General features: G+C 67.4%; 13 protein-coding genes and 1 pseudogene. 12 read left to right on the top strand and 2 right to left on the bottom strand.

All coding sequences use genetic code 11. From position 1 onward, the window contains the following. Positions 1–152 precede the first annotated feature (152 nt). Both ACR9ZJ_RS14495 and ACR9ZJ_RS14490 read right to left on the bottom strand, forming a co-directional pair. Positions 153–413, bottom strand: coding sequence for a hypothetical protein (locus ACR9ZJ_RS14495; protein WP_481288139.1), 261 nt, complete (start codon positions 411–413; stop codon positions 153–155). A 307-nt stretch (positions 414–720) separates the two neighbouring features. Next, positions 721–1425 (bottom strand): AraC family transcriptional regulator, encoded by a 705-nt coding sequence (locus ACR9ZJ_RS14490; RefSeq protein ID WP_481288138.1) that lies wholly within the window; start codon positions 1423–1425, stop codon positions 721–723. 213 nt (positions 1426–1638) lie between these two features. On the opposite strand from ACR9ZJ_RS14490, the gene ACR9ZJ_RS14485 reads away from it, so the two are divergent. The 12 genes and pseudogenes from ACR9ZJ_RS14485 to ACR9ZJ_RS14430 all read left to right on the top strand — a co-directional run. After that, positions 1639–2580 (top strand): 4-hydroxyproline epimerase, encoded by a 942-nt coding sequence (locus tag ACR9ZJ_RS14485; protein ID WP_481288137.1) that lies wholly within the window; start codon positions 1639–1641, stop codon positions 2578–2580. Continuing rightward, positions 2577–3674: an NAD(P)/FAD-dependent oxidoreductase gene (locus ACR9ZJ_RS14480; protein WP_481288136.1), complete on the top strand. Its 1098-nt coding sequence runs from the start codon at positions 2577–2579 to the stop codon at positions 3672–3674. Before ACR9ZJ_RS14485 ends, ACR9ZJ_RS14480 begins: the two co-directional genes overlap by 4 nt. Then, a complete protein-coding gene (locus ACR9ZJ_RS14475; RefSeq protein ID WP_481280105.1) occupies positions 3671–3919 on the top strand; it encodes a (2Fe-2S)-binding protein in 249 nt (82 codons plus the stop codon). Before ACR9ZJ_RS14480 ends, ACR9ZJ_RS14475 begins: the two co-directional genes overlap by 4 nt. After that, a complete protein-coding gene (locus ACR9ZJ_RS14470) occupies positions 3912–5207 on the top strand; it encodes an FAD-dependent oxidoreductase (RefSeq protein WP_481288135.1) in 1296 nt (431 codons plus the stop codon). Before ACR9ZJ_RS14475 ends, ACR9ZJ_RS14470 begins: the two co-directional genes overlap by 8 nt. Continuing rightward, positions 5204–6109, top strand: a complete 906-nt coding sequence (locus ACR9ZJ_RS14465) for a dihydrodipicolinate synthase family protein (protein ID WP_481288134.1) — start codon at positions 5204–5206, stop codon at positions 6107–6109. The genes ACR9ZJ_RS14470 and ACR9ZJ_RS14465 overlap by 4 nt, the downstream gene beginning before the upstream one ends. Before the next feature lie 3 nt (positions 6110–6112). Continuing rightward, positions 6113–7708: pseudogene (locus tag ACR9ZJ_RS14460) on the top strand (aldehyde dehydrogenase family protein). Next, a complete protein-coding gene (locus ACR9ZJ_RS14455) occupies positions 7705–8907 on the top strand; it encodes a M24 family metallopeptidase (RefSeq protein ID WP_481288133.1) in 1203 nt (400 codons plus the stop codon). Before ACR9ZJ_RS14460 ends, ACR9ZJ_RS14455 begins: the two are co-directional and overlap by 4 nt. A 111-nt stretch (positions 8908–9018) precedes the next feature. Further along, positions 9019–10800 carry a DUF885 domain-containing protein gene (locus ACR9ZJ_RS14450; protein ID WP_481288132.1) on the top strand — a complete coding sequence of 594 codons (1782 nt, stop codon included), beginning with the start codon at positions 9019–9021 and terminating at the stop codon, positions 10798–10800. A 12-nt stretch (positions 10801–10812) separates the two neighbouring features. Continuing rightward, positions 10813–12576, top strand: coding sequence for a DUF885 domain-containing protein (locus tag ACR9ZJ_RS14445; protein WP_481280099.1), 1764 nt, complete (start codon positions 10813–10815; stop codon positions 12574–12576). A gap of 2 nt (positions 12577–12578) precedes the next feature. Beyond that, positions 12579–14162, top strand: coding sequence for an APC family permease (locus ACR9ZJ_RS14440; protein WP_481288131.1), 1584 nt, complete (start codon positions 12579–12581; stop codon positions 14160–14162). 16 nt (positions 14163–14178) lie between these two features. Beyond that, entirely contained in the window at positions 14179–16560 is a 2382-nt protein-coding gene (locus ACR9ZJ_RS14435; protein WP_481288140.1) for a twin-arginine translocation signal domain-containing protein, read from the top strand. A 77-nt stretch (positions 16561–16637) separates the two neighbouring features. After that, positions 16638–18562, top strand: a 1925-nt coding sequence (locus ACR9ZJ_RS14430; RefSeq protein WP_481288130.1) for a glycoside hydrolase family 127 protein, incomplete at its 3' end; no start/stop codon positions are given.

The raw sequence follows: 18562 nt of genomic DNA, 5'->3' as shown, positions 1-18562 counted from the left end.
CCCTACGGGCCTTCTCCGCCCGCCCGTCCTCGGCTCCTAATGTCGCGCCGAGGGTGGCGCCCGGCAGCTCTCTGGACCCTGGGGTGGGTTGGAAGGAAAGAGCAACGCTCGCCACGTGTCGCATGCCTCACCGGGTGGGAAGCGGGCTTTCGTCAATGGCCCTTACCGTGCCCCTTGGTCAATCCCTTGCCGTTTGCTTTATCACGCGCGACATCGCGGACGTCCGTACCGACTTTGGCGCCATCCAGCCTGGCGTCCTTGGTCTCCGCCGAAACGGCATCGCCGTGCGCGTCGTGATCCGTCATGGAGCTCTTGTCATGACCACCACCGTGACCATGCGCCAATTGCGGCGCCGCAGCGGCCGCGAGGGAGAAAAGAGAAGATACAACGGCCACCAGAATGAGCTTGCGCATGGTCATGACTCCGCTAAAGAAGAAGGATGCCGTACCGCAATGGGATAACGGCGGCGCAAGGATGACCTACCCGGAGTGGGGATGGACGCACCGCCTCAGCGAGGGGTTCGCATGCGTTCAAAAACCTGAATACGGGGCTCATTCGACGAAAGTTCCGTGCAAGGTTTCGTGTGCAAGTGTACTAAACCCCCTGTGGGAGCCGACTTGTCGGCGATCCCGCGGCAGCGGGCCTGGATGAGTCAAGCACCCATCGCCGACAAGGTCGGCTCCCACAGACTCGAAGCGAGCCCCAAGCCATCGACTGGAGTCAACGCTCGGCCGTGACCATCATGCGGTAAGCGCTCGGCGTCATCCCCACCGTCGCCTTGAATTGCCGTGCGAAGGCGCTCTGGTCGACGAAACCGCATGCCATGCCGATGGCCGCGACACTGTCCTCGCCGCCGAGCAGGCGCATCGCGCTTTCGATGCGCACCTTGGTCAACACCTGTTGCGGCGTGAGCTGGAAAACCCGGCGGAAATGCCGTTCCAGCTGCGCGACCGACAGGCCCGCGAGCGTCGCCAGCGTATGCACGCGCACGTTGTCGGCATAGTGCTCCTGCATGTGCGCAAGCACGCGGCGCAGCCGGTCATAGGTGGGATGCTTGCCGTCCGGCTGGCCCAGGTCGCGAGAAATACCGATGACGCCACGCACCTCGCCGCGCGAGATCAACGGCCGCTTGCACGTCAGGCACCAGCCTGGCGCGCGATTGTTGAAGATATGCACCTCGAGTTGGTTCTCGATCAACTCGCCGGCCAGCACGCGACGATCCTGCGCCGCGTAGGAACCACCCATCGTGGTCGGGAACAGCTCGGTCACGTCCTTGCCGATGATGTCGCTGCGATGCTTCAGGCCCAGGCGGCGGACCAGGGTCAGGTTGGCATGCGTATAGCGCCCCTGGGTGTCCTTGACGAAGAACACCACATCGGGAAGCGCATCGAAGAGCGGCTCGAGTTCATCGGCGGAAATCTTCACGGGCGCGGGGCTCCTCCGGGGCGAGCGGCAACGGCATGGGCAACGGGTTATTTCACTGCCGCACCGCATCATAAGGCCGATGGGCGGTAGGATGGCAAGTACGGCAGCGGCGCCACGGCGACCGGGCCGCCTTCGATGGGTATGCTGAATTCCGCATCTGAATCCGGCAAAGGTTTCTATCCCGCCGAGGCGGTCCCCGGCGAGCATGAAGCCATGCACACCCTCGACTTCATCGATTCGCATACCGGCGGCGAACCCACACGCGTCGTCCTCTCCGGCTTCCCCGACCTGGGCAGCGGTTCCCTCGCCGAACGGCGGCGGCTCATGCGCGCGGAGCACGACCGCTGGCGCCAGGCGATCGCCTGCGAGCCGCGCGGCTCGGACACCATGGTGGGCGCCCTGCTCGTACCACCGGCCGATCCCGAGGCCTGCGCCGGGGTGATCTTCTTCAACAACGTCGGCTACCTCGGCATGTGCGGCCACGGCACCATCGGCACGATCCGGACGTTGCAACACCTGGGGCGCATCGGTCCGGGCCGGCACCGCCTCGAAACGCCGGTGGGTACCGTCGGCATCGAACTGCTGGACGACGGCCGGGTGTCGATCGACAACGTGGAAAGCTATCGCCTCCGCAAGGACGTTCGCCTGGACGTCCCCGGCTACGGCAGCGTCGTCGGCGACGTCGCCTGGGGCGGCAACTGGTTCTTCATCACGGCGGACACGCCGCTGCCGCTGACCCTCGAAAATCAACGCGCGCTGACCGTCTATACGGAGGCGATCCGCGCGGCGCTGGAACGCGAAGGCATCACCGGCGCGGACGGCGCGGAAATCGACCATATCGAATTGAACGCGGCACCCGGGCAACCCGACGCCGATGGCCGCAACTTCGTGCTCTGCCCCGGCATGGCTTACGACCGCTCGCCTTGCGGCACCGGCACCAGCGCCAAGGTGGCCTGCCTGGCCGCCGACGGAAAACTGTCCGCGGGTGCCGTCTGGCGGCAGGCGGGCATCCTCGGCAGCGTGTTCGAGGTCACCTTCCAGCCCGGCGCGTCGGGCGTCCTGCCCCGCATCACCGGTAGCGCGCACGTCACCATGAAGGGACAGATCCTGATCGACGAGGCCGATCCGCTGGCCTGGGGTATCGGCGCGGGGTGAGCGGCCACGACCTGATCATCGTCGGTGCCGGCATCGTGGGCGCGGCATGCGCCGACTACGCCACGGCGCAGGGCATGCGCATCGCCATCGTGGAACCAGGTGTCGTCGGAGGCGGCGCGACCGCCGCGGCGATGGGTCATCTCGTGGCCATGGACGACGACCCCGCCGAGCTCGCGCTGGCGCATTACTCGCTAGGCCTCTGGGAAGCGTTCGCGCACCTGCCACGCGCGGAATTCAGCCGCTGCGGAACCCTGTGGGTAGCCAGCAACGACGAAGAGTTCGCGCGTATCCCGGAAAAGATCGCGCGGCTTGCCGCCTCCGGTTTGACCGCGGAAAGGATCGACGCGCGGGAACTCTACCGCCTCGAACCCGCGCTCGCGCCCGGCCTCGCCGGCGGCATGCGCGTGGCGAACGAAGCGGTGGTGTTTCCCCCGGCCGTAGCCCGTCATGGGATCGATCAGGCGATCGCGCGGGGAGCCGTTTACCATCACGATGCCGTATTCCGCCTCGAGGACCACGGCGTCCTCCTGCGCGGGGGGCGGCGGCTCAGTGGCCGCGTGCTGCTCGCCAATGGCGGTGCGTTGCCGTCCCTGTTGCCCGGCCTGCCGGTACGCCTGCGCAAGGGGCACCTGGTGATCACCGACCGCTATCCCGGCGTGATTCGCCATCAGCTGCTCGAACTCGGTTACGCGGACAGCGCGCACGGCGGCGATGCCTCCAGTGTGGCCTTCAATGTGCAGCCGCGCCCCACCGGACAGATCCTGATCGGTTCGTCGCGCGAATACGACGCCGTCGACGCCGATGTTTCGATGGCGATGATCCGGCGCATGCTGGAACGGAGCTTCCGCTTTCTTCCACGGCTGCGTGAACTGGACGCGATTCGCCTGTGGACGGGGTTTCGCCCGGTAAGCGTGGACGGCCTGCCCTATCTCGGCCGTGCCCCTGGCCGCGACGATGTCTGGGTGGCCGCCGCGCACGAAGGGCTGGGGGTAACGACCTCCCTGGGTAGCGCGCGCGTGGTCATCGACCAGATCCTCGGTCGCGCACCCGCCATCGATCCCACGCCCTACGATCCCGCGCGGGTACGCCCATGACCACGAGCACCGTGCGACTCACCGTCAACGGACGCCGAGTGCACGTGCCCGCGGGCGTATCCGTCGCGGCGGCGATCGCGCTCGTCGGCGAGCCATTCCGCCGTTCCGTGACAGGCGAGCCGCGCGCACCGCTGTGCGGCATGGGCGTGTGTTTCGAATGCCGCGTGCGCATCGACGGCGTGGCCCAGCAGCGCGCCTGCCAGCGCGTCGTCGATCCTGGCATGCGGGTGGAAACCGATGGTTGACGCCTGCGACATCGTCGTCGTCGGCGCCGGACCGGCGGGCCTCGCCGCCGCGGAAGCCGCCGCGAGCCAGGGCAAGCGGGTGGTGCTGATCGACAGCCAGCCACGCGCGGGCGGCCAGGTATGGCGGCACGACAGGCTGCACGGCCAGCCGCGTGTGGCGATGGATGCGATCCGCGCCATCGCCGGGAACGCCAACGTGACGTGCCTCGAAGGAACGCAGGTCGTCGCCGTCGAACCGGAACGGCTGCTCTTGCAGGACGCGCATCGCGGCTTCCATCTCGCCTATGGCGCGCTGGTACTCGCCACGGGCGCACGCGAGCTCCTCCTGCCCTTTCCCGGTTGGACCCTGCCCGGCGTCACCGGTGCCGGCGGTTTACAGGCCCTGGCCAAGCAAGGCTGGCCCTTGCGTGGCAAGCGCGTGCTCATCGCCGGCAGCGGGCCGCTGCTGTTGGCGGCCGCGGCAACCGCGCGACGGCACGGCGCGCACGTCGTGGGCATCCACGAGCAGGCCAGCGCATCCGCCGTGCATCGCTTCGCCGCCGGCCTCTGGCGTTGGCCGGGCAAGCTAGCTCAAGCGGCACGGCTGCGACTCGAACTCGCGCGTATCCCTTATCGGACCGGCAGCATCGTGACCGCCGCCGAGGGCGATCACGGCGTCGGCGGCGCGCATGTACGCGGCGGCCGAGGCGACGAACACATCGAATGCGACCTGTTGGCGGTGGGCTACGGCCTGCTGCCGCAGGTGGAACTGGCCCAATTGCTCGGGTGCGCGCTGGAGCCGGAAGGCGCGCATGCGCGTGTGCAGGTAGGACCGTGGCAGGCCACGAGCCAACCGCGCGTATTCGCCGCCGGCGAAGCCTGCGGTATCGGCGGACTCGACTGCGCCAGGGTGGAGGGCCGCATCGCGGGCCTGGCCGCCGCAGGCGCGGACGTGCCACCCGCGCTATTGCACCGGCGCGATCGCGCGCGAGCCTTCGCCGCCTCGCTACGCGAACACTTCGCGCTCCGCGACGACGTGCGCGGCCTCGCGAACGACGACACGACGATCTGCCGGTGCGAGGACGTCACCCTCGGCGCCGTGCGCCCCCACGCCGACGCCCGCGAAGCGAAGCTCGCCACGCGCTGCGGCATGGGCGCGTGCCAGGGCCGCATCTGCGGCGGCGCGCTCGCCGAACTCGGGCATGGCCCGCGCGGCGGCGTGCGGCCGCCCCTCTTTCCCGCTCGCCTGGCCACCCTGGGCGAACCCCTTCTTTCTTCCGTCAGCGATACCAGAGGCTACACATCATGAGCAAGGCAACTTTCTGGCGCGGTGTCCTGCCCGCCGTCACCACGCCCTTCACCGCCGATGGCAAGGTCGACCACGCCTTCCTCGCCAGCCATGCGTTGCAGATGATCGACGCCGGCTGCAAAGGCATCGTGCCCCTCGGCTCCCTCGGCGAAGCGGCTACGCTGAGCTACGAGGAGAAGACCGACATCCTGCGCACCCTGGTCAATGCACTCGACGGCCGTGCGCCGGTGATTCCCGGCATCGCCTCGCTCTCGACCGATGAGGCCGTGCGCCTCGCGAAGGAAGCCAAGGCCATCGGCTGCGCCGGCTTGATGGTGCTGCCGCCGTACGTGTATTCCACCGACTGGCGCGAAATGAGCGCGCATGTAAAGGCCGTCATCGCGGCCACCGACCTGCCCTGCATGCTTTACAACAATCCGGTCGCCTACAAGACCGATTTCGCGCCCGCGCAGATCGCCGAACTCGCCGCGCAGTTCCCGAACCTGCAAGCGGTGAAGGAATCTTCCGGTGACGTGCGCCGTTTCGCCGCCATTCGCGTCCTGCTCGGCGATCGCCTCGACCTCCTTGTCGGCATGGACGATGCCCTCGTCGAAGGCGTGAGCATGGGAGCGGTGGGCTGGATCGCCGGCCTCGTCAACGCGTACCCGAAGGAGTCGGTGAAGCTGTTCGAACTCGCGCGCGATGGCGGCCCCCGCGCCGCGGAGTCGCTGTACGCATGGTTCCTGCCGCTGCTCCGCCTCGACACGGTGCCCACCTTCGTGCAGCTGATCAAGCTCGTGCAGGCCAAGACCGGCATGGGCAGCGAAACCGTACGTGCTCCACGCTTGACGGTCACGGGTGCCGAACGCGAGGCCGCGCTGGCCGTGATCGACCACGCCATCGCCACGAAACCGGAGCTCTGAATCATGCAGGCCGATGCGAAACTGCTGCTCGGCGGCCGCTGGTGCGCATCGCTCGGTGCGGCCGGCGCATTCCGTGCCGAAGACCCGACGCGGGCCGAGCCGATCGGCCCCGCGTTTCCCATCAGTGGCGCGGCCGACCTGGAAGCCGCGCTCGCCGCCGCTTCCTAGGCGGCGGCGGAACTGGCGGCGACATCGCCAGCGCGCGTCGCCGATTTCCTCGACCGCTACGCGCAGGCGATCGACGAGGACGCGGACACGCTGGTCGCGCTGGCCGCGGAGGAAACCGCGCTGCCCGCCGAGCCACGCCTGCGCTCGGTGGAGCTGCCGCGCACGAGCGGACAACTGCGGCAGGCGGCGCGCGCCGTCCGCGACTACGCGTGGACCGATCCGATCATCGACACCGCCACCGGCTTGCGTGCGCACCGCGCACCGCTGGGCAAGCCGGTACTGGTGTTCGGGCCCAATAATTTCCCGTTCGCCTTCAACGCCATCGCCGGCAGCGACTTCGCATCGGCCATCGCCGCGCGCAACCCGGTGATCGCCAAGGCGCATCCGTCGCATCCGGCGACCAGCCGCCGCCTCGCCGAACTCGCACACACGGCGCTGCTCGACACCGGCCTGCCGGCCGCGTCGGTGCAGATGCTCTACCACTTCGACAATGCGCTGGGCGTGGCCCTGGCCGGTGACGCGAGGCTGGGCGCCATCGGCTTCACGGGTAGCCGCGCGGGCGGCCTCGCCCTGAAGGCCGCCGCCGATGCGGCCGGCGTTCCGATGTACGCGGAACTTTCCAGTGTCAATCCGGTGTTCCTGTTGCCCGGTGCGTTGGCGGAACGCGCGGAACCGCTCGCGCAGGAGTTCTTCGCCTCGTGCACCATGGGCAGCGGCCAGTTCTGCACCAACCCCGGCATCGTCGTGGTCGCGCAGGGCGAGGCCGGCGATACCTTCGTCGCCGCCGCCACGAAACAGTTCGCGTCGGCGACGCCGCGCCCGCTGTTCTCCCGTGGCGTGCAGGAAAACCTCGCGCGCGCCGTGCGGGCCCTCGTCGAGGCCGGTGCCGGCGTGCTGGCCGGCGGAAACGAGGGCGCCGGCCAGGGCTACCGCTTCGAACCCACCTTGCTCCATGTCGACGCCGCGACCTTCCTCGCCCATCCCTATGCCCTGCAGGCGGAAGCGTTCGGTCCCGTGAGCCTGCTCGTCAGCGGCGCGGACGAGACCGCGATGGTGGCGATCGCCGAAGCCTTCGAGGGCAACCTCACGGCGACGCTGTACCGCGCCGCCGACGGCGGCGACGACGCGCTCTGGCAAGCGGTCGCGCCACCCTTGCGCAAGCGGGTGGGCCGCCTCATCGCCAACCGCATGCCCACCGGCGTGGCGGTCAGCCCGGCGATGAATCATGGCGGGCCCTATCCCGCGACGGGCCATCCCGGCTTCACCGCGGTGGGCATGCCCACCGCGATCCACCGCTTCGCCGCCCTGCACAGCTACGACAACGTGCCCGAGACGTTGCTGCCGCCGGAACTGCGCGATCGCAACCCAGGGCCGATCCAACGGCGCATCGACGGCCGATGGACCGAAGCCGACGTGGGGGCCTCCCGATGAGCCAGATCGGCCACCTTTCACCGGCGGACGCGCGTGCGGCCCTGGCGCCATGGAACGCCGTCGCCGCACCCATCGCCCGCGAGGAATACCTCGCGCGCATCGAGCACGCCCGGACACTCCTCCACGACATCGGCGCCGATGCGTTGCTGGTCGGCGCCGGCAACTCGCTTCGCTATTTCACCGGGATTCCCTGGGGCGCCACCGAACGCCTGGTAGCCTTGCTGCTGCCGCGCCGTGGCGAGCCCGTGCTGGTCTGTCCCGCGTTCGAGGAGGGATCGCTGCGCGCCGTGATGGCCCATCCGGTCGAACTGGCCATGTGGGAAGAGCACGAGGACCCGCAGGCCTTGGTGGCGAACCGTCTGACAGCTGCCGGCGGGCGCATCCTGGCGCTCGATCCGGCGGCGCCTTTCGGTGTCTTCGAGGCGCTGCGCCGCGTATTCCCGTACGGCGAGATCGTCGACGGCACGGCTGTCATCGACGGTTGCCGCATGTCGAAGTCCGATGCCGAGCTGGCCCTGATGAAGCAGGCCACGGCCATGACGCTGCAGGTGCAGCGGCTGGCCGCCGGCATGCTCCACGAAGGCATCGGCACCGGTGAGGTGAAACGCTTCATCGACGAAGCCCATCGCGCGCTGGGCGCCGACAACGGCTCGACGTTCTGCATCGTCCAGTTCGGGCATGCCACGGCATTCCCTCACGGCATCCCTGGCGAGCAATACCTGGAGCGCGGCGACCTGGTGCTGATCGATACCGGATGCAGCGTGCAGGGCTACCAGTCCGACATCACCCGGAGCTACGTCTTCGGCACGCCCGACGCCGACCAGGCACGCATCTGGGAACTGGAGCGCGCCGCGCAGCAGGCCGCGTTCGACGCCGTGCGCCCCGGCGTGGCTTGTGCCGAGATCGACGCGGCGGCACGGCGGGTGCTCGAAACGGGTGGACTGGGCCCGGACTACCGGCTTCCCGGCCTGCCCCACCGCACCGGGCACGGCTGCGGACTGGCCATTCACGAGGCGCCGTATCTCGTCCGCGGCAATCGCACCCTGCTCGGACCCGGCATGTGCTGTAGCAACGAGCCGATGATCGTCGTGCCCGGTCGCTTCGGTATTCGCCTGGAGGATCATTTTTACGTGACCGGGGATGGCGGCGCGTGGTTCACCCAGCCCTCGCCAGCGATCGACCAGCCGTTCGCCGATTGAGGCCTGCGCACCCATTGTGCCCAATTCCGCATGGTCGCCGGGCAATCGCTTCTAGCGCCCGGCGGCCACACGGGTGAGCATCGAGGTGTCATATTCGTGAAGGGGTGTTCGATGAAGCTTCGCCCGATCGTCCGGGGACTCTGCCTGTGCGGCCTGCTTGCCGGGCCCTTCATCGCCGCCCACGGTGCAACGACGGGGGCCGCCGCGTTCGACGCCCTGGTGGCGCAACGATGGGAATACCAGCTGAAGGAAAGTCCGGAACTCGCCACCACGATCGGCGACTACCGCTACAACGACCGCTGGACCGACTATTCACCGGCCCATGTGGCTGACGACCGCAAGGCCACCGAAGCCTTCCTGAAGCGTTTCGACGCGGTGGACCCGGCAAGCCTGGACGAGCAACGCCGGCTCAGCCGCGACATGGCGATCCGCGAACTGCAAGACCGCCTGGAAGCGATCCGCCTGAAAAACTACGAGATGCCGCTCGACCAGATCGGCGGCGCCCATCTCGCCCTACCCGGTTTCGTCTCCACCATTCCCTTCGACAGCACGGCGCATTACGAGGATTACCTCAAGCGTCTTGAAGCCGTGCCCACAGCCATCGACCAGATGATCGCCGCCTCTCGCCTGGGCATGGCCGATGGATTGATGCAGCCGCGTTACCTCCTGGAAAAGGTGGTCAAGCAGGCCCAGGACATCGCCGCCGCGAAAGACGAGGGCAACGTCTTCGGCCAGCCCGTGGCGCAGTTTCCAAAGGGTGTCCCCGCCGCCGACCAGGCACGGTTGCGCAAGGCGATCCTCGCCGCCGTCGACGACAAGGTGCGTCCGGCGTATCGCAAGCTGGCCGACTTCGTCGCGAAGGAATACGCGCCGCGTGGCCGCAGCCAGGAAGGCATCTGGTCGCTGCCCGACGGCGATGCGCGCTACCGCTTCGCCATCCATACGCAGACGACCACCGAGCTTTCCCCGCAGCGTATCCACCAGATAGGCCTGGACGAGGTGAAACGCATCGAAGGCGAGATGACCGCCATCGCGCACAAGCTCGGTTATGCGGACCTGCCCGCGTTGCGCAAGGCCGTGGCCAGCGATCGCAAGCTGTACGCGAGTTCGCGTGAGCAGATCCTCGACGACTACCGGAAGTACATCGCGGGCATGCAACCGGAGTTGCCCAAGCTGTTCGGCACGCTGCCGAAGACGGCGTTGCGGGTGCAGGCGGTGGAACGCTATCGCGAGAAAGACGCCGCAGGCGCGGAATACCACCAGGGCACGCCCGACGGATCACGTCCCGGCATCGTCTTCGTCAACACCGGCGACTACGAGCAGCGTGGCCTGTACACGATCGAAGACACCGCCTATCACGAAGGCGTGCCCGGTCATCACCTGCAGATCTCCATCGCACAGACCCTGCCCCTGCCTCCGTTCCGCCAGCAAGCCGGATACAACGCGTATATCGAGGGCTGGGCGCTCTATGCCGAGCAGCTGGCCAAGGACGTGGGTTTCTACAAGGATGCCTACGAGGATTACGGCCGGTTGAGCGGCGAGCTGCTGCGCGCCGATCGCCTCGTGCTGGACACGGGGACGCACGCGCTGCATTGGAACCGGCAACAGATGATCGACTTCTTCCATGCCCATCCGGCCGAGGACGAACCGAGCATGCAGGCGGAGACCGACCGTTATATCGCGTGGCCCGGCCAGGCGCTCGGTTACAAGCTGGGTCAGCTGAAATTCCTCGAACTCCGCCGGCGCGCGCAGAAGGAACTCGGCGACCGCTTCGATATACGCGCCTTCCACGACCAGATGCTCTCCGGTGGCGCCATGCCGCTGGACATGCTGGACGCGCGCACCAACGCATGGATCGCCGCCGTGAAAGCCGGAAAGACCCACCAACCCTGAGCGGAGATCGCCGTGCCCCTGTCCGTTGCCCGCGTGGCCTGCCTGCTGGGACTCATCCTCGGCGCCCTGCCCATCGCCCACGCCACGGAGGATGCGAACCAGCGGTTCGAGGCGATCCATGAACGCGAATGGACCTGGCGCCAGCAGCAGTTCGCCGGGGCCGATGACGAGGACGGTCCTGGCCGTGACTCGTCGAACCTGCCCAAGGTGGACGCCGCCACGCAGGAGGCACGCGAACGGTACTGGGCCGACGTGCTGAAGCAATTGCATGCGATCGACCCGAAACAGCTGCGCGGGGAAGGCCCTGTCGACTACGCGGTCTACCGGCAGCAGGTCGAGGTCTTGCTCGCCGATCAGCGCGACAAGACCTGGCAGATGCCGTTCAACGCGGACTCGGCGTTCTGGAGCAACCTCGGTTTCAGTGCGCGCGGCAGCTTCCTGCGTGAGGACGATTACCGGCATTACCTGGGCAAGCTGCGTGACATCCCGCGTTACTTCGACGAGCAGATCGCCAACATGCGCCTGGGCATGGCGCGGGGATTCACCCAGCCGAAGCTCATCGTCGAAAGCCAGTACGACGGCATCCAGCAGACCGCCGGGACGAAGGGAGAAGCCAACCTCTTCTATACGCCGTTCCAGAAGATGCCGGCCAGCGTGCCTGCCGCCGAACAGGCCAGGCTTCGCGCGGAAGCGCTCGCCATCATCGATGCGCAGGTGATCCCGTCTTACGCGAAGCTGCTGCGTTTCCTGCGCGAGGAATACGCGCCGAAGGCACGCGACAGCCTCGCCGCCGTGGACCTGCCCGATGGCGAGGCGTTCTATCGGTCGCAGATCCTGGAATACACCACGCTCGACATGAGTCCCGATGCGATCCATGCGGTCGGCCTGAAGGAGATGGCCTCGATCCACCAGCAGATGCTCGACATCATCAAGGAGGTGGGATTCAAGGGCAGCTTCGCCGATTTCCTTCAGTTCCTGCGTAGCGATCCGCGCTTCTACGCGAAGACACCGGACGAACTGCTCAAGGACGCGGCATGGATAGCGAAGGAAGTGGACGGCGTGGTCGGCGACTACATCGGCCGCCTGCCGCGCCGGCGTTTCGCGATCAAGCCCGTCCCCGCCGATCTCGCCCCTATCTACACCGGCGGGCGCGGTGGGCCGGGCATCTACCTCGTCAACACGTACAACCTCCCCGCCCGTCCGCTCTACTCGCTGCCTGCGCTGACCTTGCACGAATCCTCGCCGGGCCACGCGCTGCAAATGCCCCTGGCCGCGGAGATGGACGGTCTTCCGGACTTCCGCCGCTATACGTATATCTCCGCCTATGGCGAAGGCTGGGCGTTGTACTGCGAGTATCTGGGACAGGAGATGGGCATCTACCATACGCCGTACGAACGCTTCGGTTACCTCAGCTACCAGGCATGGCGCGCCGCACGGCTCGTCGTCGACACCGGCATCCACCAGATGCACTGGACACGCGAGCAGGCCCGCCAGTACCTGCGCGACAACACGGCCCTGGCCGAACACGAGATCGATACGGAAGTGGATCGCTACATCGCGTGGCCTGCCCAGGCGCTCTCGTATTACCTCGGGGAGATGGCGATCCGCGACGGACGCGCGAAGGCGGAGAAAGCGCTCGGCAAGCGCTTCGACATCCGCGCCTTCCACGACACCGTGCTGTCGACGGGTTCGGTGCCGCTTCCCGTGCTGGCGGCACGGATCGACGCCTTCATCGCCGGCGGCGGGAAGTCCCCTTATGCAGGAAAGGATCACTGACCATGGCCGACGCGTCCGCGCCCCCGCAGGGCAGGTTTCATAAGCAACTCAGCCTGGTGGACCTCACCTTCATCGGCCTCGGCGCCATCTTCGGTTCGGGCTGGCTCTTCGCCGCCAGCCACGTCAGCGCACTGGCGGGGCCGGCGGGCATCCTCTCGTGGGTGATCGGCGGCGTGGCCGTATTGCTGCTCGGGCTGGTGTACTGCGAACTCGGCGCCGCGCTTCCCCGCGCCGGTGGGGCCGTGCGCTATCCGGAGTATTCGCACGGTCCGTTGCTTGGCTCGTTGATGGGCTTCATCACGCTGATCGCGTTCTCCAGCCTGATCGCTATCGAGGTGGTGGCCTGCCGGCAGTATGCGGCGGCCTGGATGCCGGCGTTGAACGTGCCCGGCAGTTCGCATGCCAGCCTTCTCGGATGGATCGTGCAGTTCGCCCTGCTCGCGGCGTTCTTCGTGCTGAATTACTTCAGCGTGAAGGCGTTCGCCAAGGCGAACAACATCGTCAGCATCTTCAAGTTCGTCGTGCCCCTGCTGGTCATCGTGCTGCTGTTGACGCACTTCCATCCGGGCAACCTGACCATCCACGGCATCGCCCCGAACGGTCTCTCGGGCGTGGAGGCGGCGATCTCCGCAGGCGGCATCATCTTCGCCTACCTCGGCCTGACGCCGATCGTGTCGGTCGCCAGCGAGGTGCGCGATCCACAACGCACGATCCCCATCGCCCTGATCCTTTCCGTGGTGCTCTCCACGGTGATCTACGTGCTGCTCCAGCTCGCCTTCCTCGGCGGCATTCCCACTGAATTGCTGGGCGGCGGATGGGCCGGCGTGGACAAGGCCTTCGCCCTGCCGTACCACGACATCGCCATGGCCCTCGGCCTGGGCTGGCTGGCCACGCTGGTCGTGTGCGACGCGGTGATCTCGCCCAGCGGCACCGGCAACATCTACATGAATGCCACGCCGCGCATCGTCTACGGATGGGCGCGCAGTGGCTCCTTCCTCCCGGTGCTCACGCGCATCGATCGCAAGTCCGGTATCCCACGCCCGGCGCTCTGGCTGACCTTCGCACTATCGGTGTTCTGGACCCTGCCATTTCCGTCGTGGGAAGCCTTGATCCAGGTGGTTTCCGCCGCCCTCGTGCTCAGCTACGCCGTCGCGCCGGTGACCGTCGCCGCGTTGCGCCGGAGCGCGCCGGACCTCGTCCGCCCGTTCCGGGTCAAGGCCTTCGGCCTGATCGGACCGCTGTCCTTCGCCGTGGCGGCGCTGATCGTCTACTGGTCCACATGGGCCACGGTCTCGTGGCTGCTGGGTTTGCAGATCGTGATGTTCGCCATCTACGTCGTCTACAAGCTGGCGACAGGGGGTGACCGGGAGCGGCTGATGCGTAACGTGCGCTCGTCGCTGTGGCTCATCGGCTTCTACGCGCTGACGATGATCGTCTCGTGGCTGGGCACCTTCGGTGGTGTCGGCGCCATCGCGCATCCGTGGGATTCGCTCACCGTGCTGGTCATGGCGATCGGCATCTACTACTGGGGTGAGCGTACCGGCTTGCCGGCCCACGAACTGGCCCTGGACGACGACGATGAGTGAGCGCGACGACACGGCCATGGACCGGCGCGACTTCCTCCGCGTGCTGGCGGCAACGGGCGCCGCCGCTGGCCTGGGTCCGCTGACGGCGGAAGCGTTCGCACCGCCACCGGCCTCCACCGGCAAGACGGCGGTTCGCGCGGCCATCGCGCCCGCGCGCGTTCCGCTTGCCGACGTTCCGCGCGAGCACCTCGTCGGCCTGCCCGGTTTTCGCCTGCAAGGGCGCGACTGGAAGGCGGGCGAGGACCTGTCCCACCCCGACGGCCCGATCGTGCTCCACGATGGCACGCAGGCCTGCGTGATCGACAAGCGCACCGAAGCGACCTACGACGAAGCCGCGCAACCCTACTTCGGCATGACACTGGCCGATGTCGCGCTAGCCGGAGCGGATCTCCTCGCGGAGCACCTCCTTGCGCAGGGCGAGCCGGACGAGGCACAGGTGCGCCTGGCCGCTCCGCCCGCGGCATCGTCGCTGGACCCCGAGAACTACTACGGCCGCTTGCCCTGGACCACGTTCGTCGGCACCCGCCAATGCGCGGACACGATGCCCGTCTATACCTCCGGCAGCACGCGCACCTATCACGCCGACCAGGTCTTCGCCGACCTGCACGAGCCGAAGAAAGTCGCGCGCCGGCGCGAAGGCTTGCTCGGTGGGTGGCTGCCGGCGGTGCACAAGGTGGTGCCGCTGGACGACGGCCGCTGGTACGACGTGCTCGTGTTCGCCGACGTGGATGCGAACGACCGCTTCGTCGTGCAGACCTGGCACCGGACCGCGCTGGTCGAGCATGGCCGGTTCACCCGCGTGGTCTACGGACACAGCTACCCCGCCTATTCCCCGCGCCGCGAACCGCCGCAGGCCGACGCCTTCTACGCGGCGCTGCTGCGCTTCCACGACTACTGGCGTGCCCAGCTGGCCGACCTCGCGCCCGTGCGCATCCCCTCGGCGGGATGGTCCGACATGGTCGCCCACGCATTCGCCCGCGAGCTGGTGGTTCGTCCGGACGGCACCTACCCCAAGTACGGCGCCGTCGACCGCGACTACTACGGCAACGAATACGACGGTTTCCAGGACACCTTCACCAGTTCGCTCTACGCCAACCTGGAATGGGGCCGCTTCGAACAGGCCGCCGCGGTACTGGACGGCTATTTCCGTGACTTCGTCCAGGACGACGGCATGATCAACATGCGCGGCGCCGAGACGGGGCAATTCGGCCTGACTCTTTCGCTTCTGGCACGTTACTTTCACTACACGAACGACGCGTCCCTCTTGCGCAAGCACCGCAAGAAGATCGAGGCCACGGTCGCGACGCTGCTGGAGTTGCATGACGAGAGCCTGCGGCTGCCCTCCAGCGCTCCTGGATACGGCCTGATCCACGGCTGGAACGAGTCGGATGCCTGCCTCTTTCCCGACCCGGCACTCTGGTGGAAACCCTACTACGCCAACAGCGCACTCGCCGCCCGTGGCCTGCTCGACCTCGCCGCCATCTGGCCCGCTGTCGAGGTGTCCGCCGCGGCCGCCGCCTCGATGTGGAAGACGCGTGCCGAGGCATTGGCCCGGCGCGTGGAGGAAAGCGTGCGTGCCAACATCCGCCACGACCTGAAACCAGCCTATGTTCCGCCGTTGCCCGGCGTCACGCTCACCTTCCGCGAATCGCTCGCGCAGGAAAAGCCCAGCGAGCAACAGTGGCCACATCGGGCCTATGCCGAGCTACTGCAGGCGGACGTACTGCCCGATGACCTCGCCAACGTGGTGATCGATGGCATGCGCGGCCATGGTGCCACCACCCTCGGCGTGGTCGCGAACATCGGGCCCGCCGACCCGAAAAGCCGCGATATCCTCGGTTTCATCTCCTATGGCTATGCACAACAACTGTTGCGCCTGGACCGCATCGACGAATACCTGCTGTTCCTTTATGCGCATCGCCACCATGCGCATACGCCCGGCAGCTGGACCGCTGGCGAGGTCGCCGACATCACCGGCGGCATGCCGTTGTTCTGCATGCCCGCGCAGATGACGATCCCCTTGCTGCTTCGCTGGGCCTTCGTCTTCGACGACAGCGCGGGCGAGACGCTGTGGCTGGCCCGTGCGATTCCCCACGCGTGGCTCGATACCGGCGGGCCGGTGAGCCTGGACGCCGCTCCCACGCGCTGGGGGCGCTGCGGCGTCACGCTGAGGAAGGAAGGGTCGCAGCTGTCCGCGACGGTCACCTTGCCGGCTGACTCGAGCCCAAAGGCCGTCTGGATCAGACTGCGCGGCGCGGGGCCCCGCGTTCACGTCGACGGCGAAGCCGTCGACGAAGCCGACCGGCGCGGCGATGCCATCCGCGTGCGCGGAAAACCGGGGCAGATCGTGCACATCGCGTCGACTATGCGGGATTCCGCATCGAGCATCCGGAAATGACACAAGACAGCACGGTCATGTGACCGCACGATGAAAGCGTGCATCGGGGGATGTGCGTCATCACGTTGGGGAGAAGCATGCAAGGTGTCGATCGAAGAAGGCGTTTCCTGAAGGCGAGCGCATCCACGCTCGCCGGCGCCCTGCTGGCGACTCCATTGCGCGCCTTCGACATCGCCGATCCGGCCGGCACCGCGACCGCCGCCGTGCGCGACAAGCCCGTCAACCGGATGCAGGACTTCGCACTCGACCGCGTGACCCTGCTGGACAGCGACTTCCGCCGCGCCGCCGCGATCAACCTGGATTACCTGCACAGCCTGCCGGTGGACCGGCTCGCGCGGGCCTTCCTCGTGCAAGCCGGCAAGCCCACCAACGCCGTCCCGCTCGGCGGCTGGGAGAAACCCGATTGCGAACTGCGCGGCCACTTCAGTGGTGGCCATTACCTTTCCGCCGCCGCGTTGGCCTGGGCCGCCCAGGGCGATGCCGTCCTGAAAGCGCGTGGCGATGAACTGGTCGGCATCCTCGCTTCCTGCCAGCGATCCAACGGTTACCTCAGCGCGTTCCCGGAAAGTTTCTTCGATCGGCTGAGCCGCGGCGAAAAGGTCTGGGCGCCGTTCTACACCATCCACAAGATCCAGGCCGGCATGCTCGACATGTACCGGCTCGCCGGCAACCGCCAGGCACTGGATGTCGCCACCGGCATCGGCAACTGGACCGTGCGCTGGCTGAACGGATTTTCCGATACGGAAATCGCGCATATCCTGAAAACCGAATACGGCGGCATGAACGAGTCGATGTACGACCTTTATGCCATCACCGGCAACAGCCGTTACCTGGACGCCGCGCATCGTTTCGACCAGGCGTCGCTTTTCGAGCCGCTGGCCGCGCACCGCGACGAGTTGAAGGGCCTGCACAGCAACACGCAGATTCCCAAGGTGCTAGGCGCCGCGCGCCGCTACGAGCTGACGGGTGAACCCCGTTACCGCCGCATCGCCGAGTATTTCTGGGAAACGGTGACGCAGAACCGATGTTACGCGACCGGCGGTTCCAGCAACGACGAGTTCTGGAAGACCGGCCCTGGTGACCTGAAGGGCCAACTCGGCCTGTATGCCGCCGAGTGCTGCGTCGCCTACAACCTGTTGAAGCTGACCCGCCATGTCTACGCGTGGAATGGCGACCCGCGCGCTTTCGACTATTACGAGCGCACCCTCTACAACGCGCGCCTGGGTACCCAGGATGCGCAGGGCATGAAGCTCTACTACTACTCGCTGCAACCGGGTGGGGCGAAGTTCTACAACTCGCCGACCGATTCGTTCTGGTGCTGCACCGGGTCCGGTGCCGAGGAATTCGCGCGCTTCAACGACGCCATCTACGCGCATGACGACGACGATCTGCACGTGAACCTCTACATCGCCTCGGAGCTGCGCTGGCCCGAACGCGGCTTGCGCCTGGTTCAGCGCACCGGATTCCCGAAGGAACCCTCCAGCGCGTTCGAGTTCACGCTCGACCAGCCCCGCGAACTGGCGGTGAACCTGCGCATTCCTTCCTGGATCGCGCCGGGCGCCAGCGTCGCGTTGAATGGCACGCCACTGGATGTCTTCGCTTCGCCCGGAAGCTACCTGACCCTCAAGCGCCAATGGCAGACGGGCGATCGCCTCACCATCACCCTGCCGATGCGCCTGCACGCCATGCCGTTGCCCGGCGACGACAGCCTCCAGGCCGTGCTTTACGGTCCGCTGGTGCTCGCCGCGCGGCTCGGCAGCAAGGGGCTGACGCACGACCAGCAGTACGGCAGGTACGACGCGGGCCCGTCGCCCGAACCGAAAGCCCAAGCCGCACCCCGCATCGCCATGGACGGACCGCACCGACTCGACTGGCTGACGCCGGCCGACGAGCCGCTGACGTTCCGCGCGAACACGCGCGACGGCATGCTGTCCGTGATCCCGCTGCACCAGATCCAGGGCGAACGCTACGCCGTCTATTGGCCTGTCTCTTATACACATCT

The sequence above is a fragment of the Luteibacter sp. KNZ12-1A genome, assembly GCF_056755675.1.
The sequence above is the reverse complement of the archived record's forward strand: the minus strand, read 5'-3'. Positions and strand labels throughout refer to the sequence as shown.

What these genes read in the sequence shown, in the direction of transcription:
- ACR9ZJ_RS14470 (WP_481288135.1), top strand. Translation starts at nt 3,912, where the DNA reads ATGGTTGACGCCTGCGACATCGTCGTCGTCGGCGCCGGACCGGCGGGC.
- ACR9ZJ_RS14465 (WP_481288134.1), top strand. Translation starts at nt 5,204, where the DNA reads ATGAGCAAGGCAACTTTCTGGCGCGGTGTCCTGCCCGCCGTCACCACG.
- ACR9ZJ_RS14475 (WP_481280105.1), top strand. Translation starts at nt 3,671, where the DNA reads ATGACCACGAGCACCGTGCGACTCACCGTCAACGGACGCCGAGTGCAC.
- ACR9ZJ_RS14435 (WP_481288140.1), top strand. Translation starts at nt 14,179, where the DNA reads ATGGACCGGCGCGACTTCCTCCGCGTGCTGGCGGCAACGGGCGCCGCC.
- ACR9ZJ_RS14450 (WP_481288132.1), top strand. Translation starts at nt 9,019, where the DNA reads ATGAAGCTTCGCCCGATCGTCCGGGGACTCTGCCTGTGCGGCCTGCTT.
- ACR9ZJ_RS14495 (WP_481288139.1), bottom strand. Translation starts at nt 413, where the DNA reads ATGCGCAAGCTCATTCTGGTGGCCGTTGTATCTTCTCTTTTCTCCCTC.
- ACR9ZJ_RS14485 (WP_481288137.1), top strand. Translation starts at nt 1,639, where the DNA reads ATGCACACCCTCGACTTCATCGATTCGCATACCGGCGGCGAACCCACA.
- ACR9ZJ_RS14455 (WP_481288133.1), top strand. Translation starts at nt 7,705, where the DNA reads ATGAGCCAGATCGGCCACCTTTCACCGGCGGACGCGCGTGCGGCCCTG.
- ACR9ZJ_RS14440 (WP_481288131.1), top strand. Translation starts at nt 12,579, where the DNA reads ATGGCCGACGCGTCCGCGCCCCCGCAGGGCAGGTTTCATAAGCAACTC.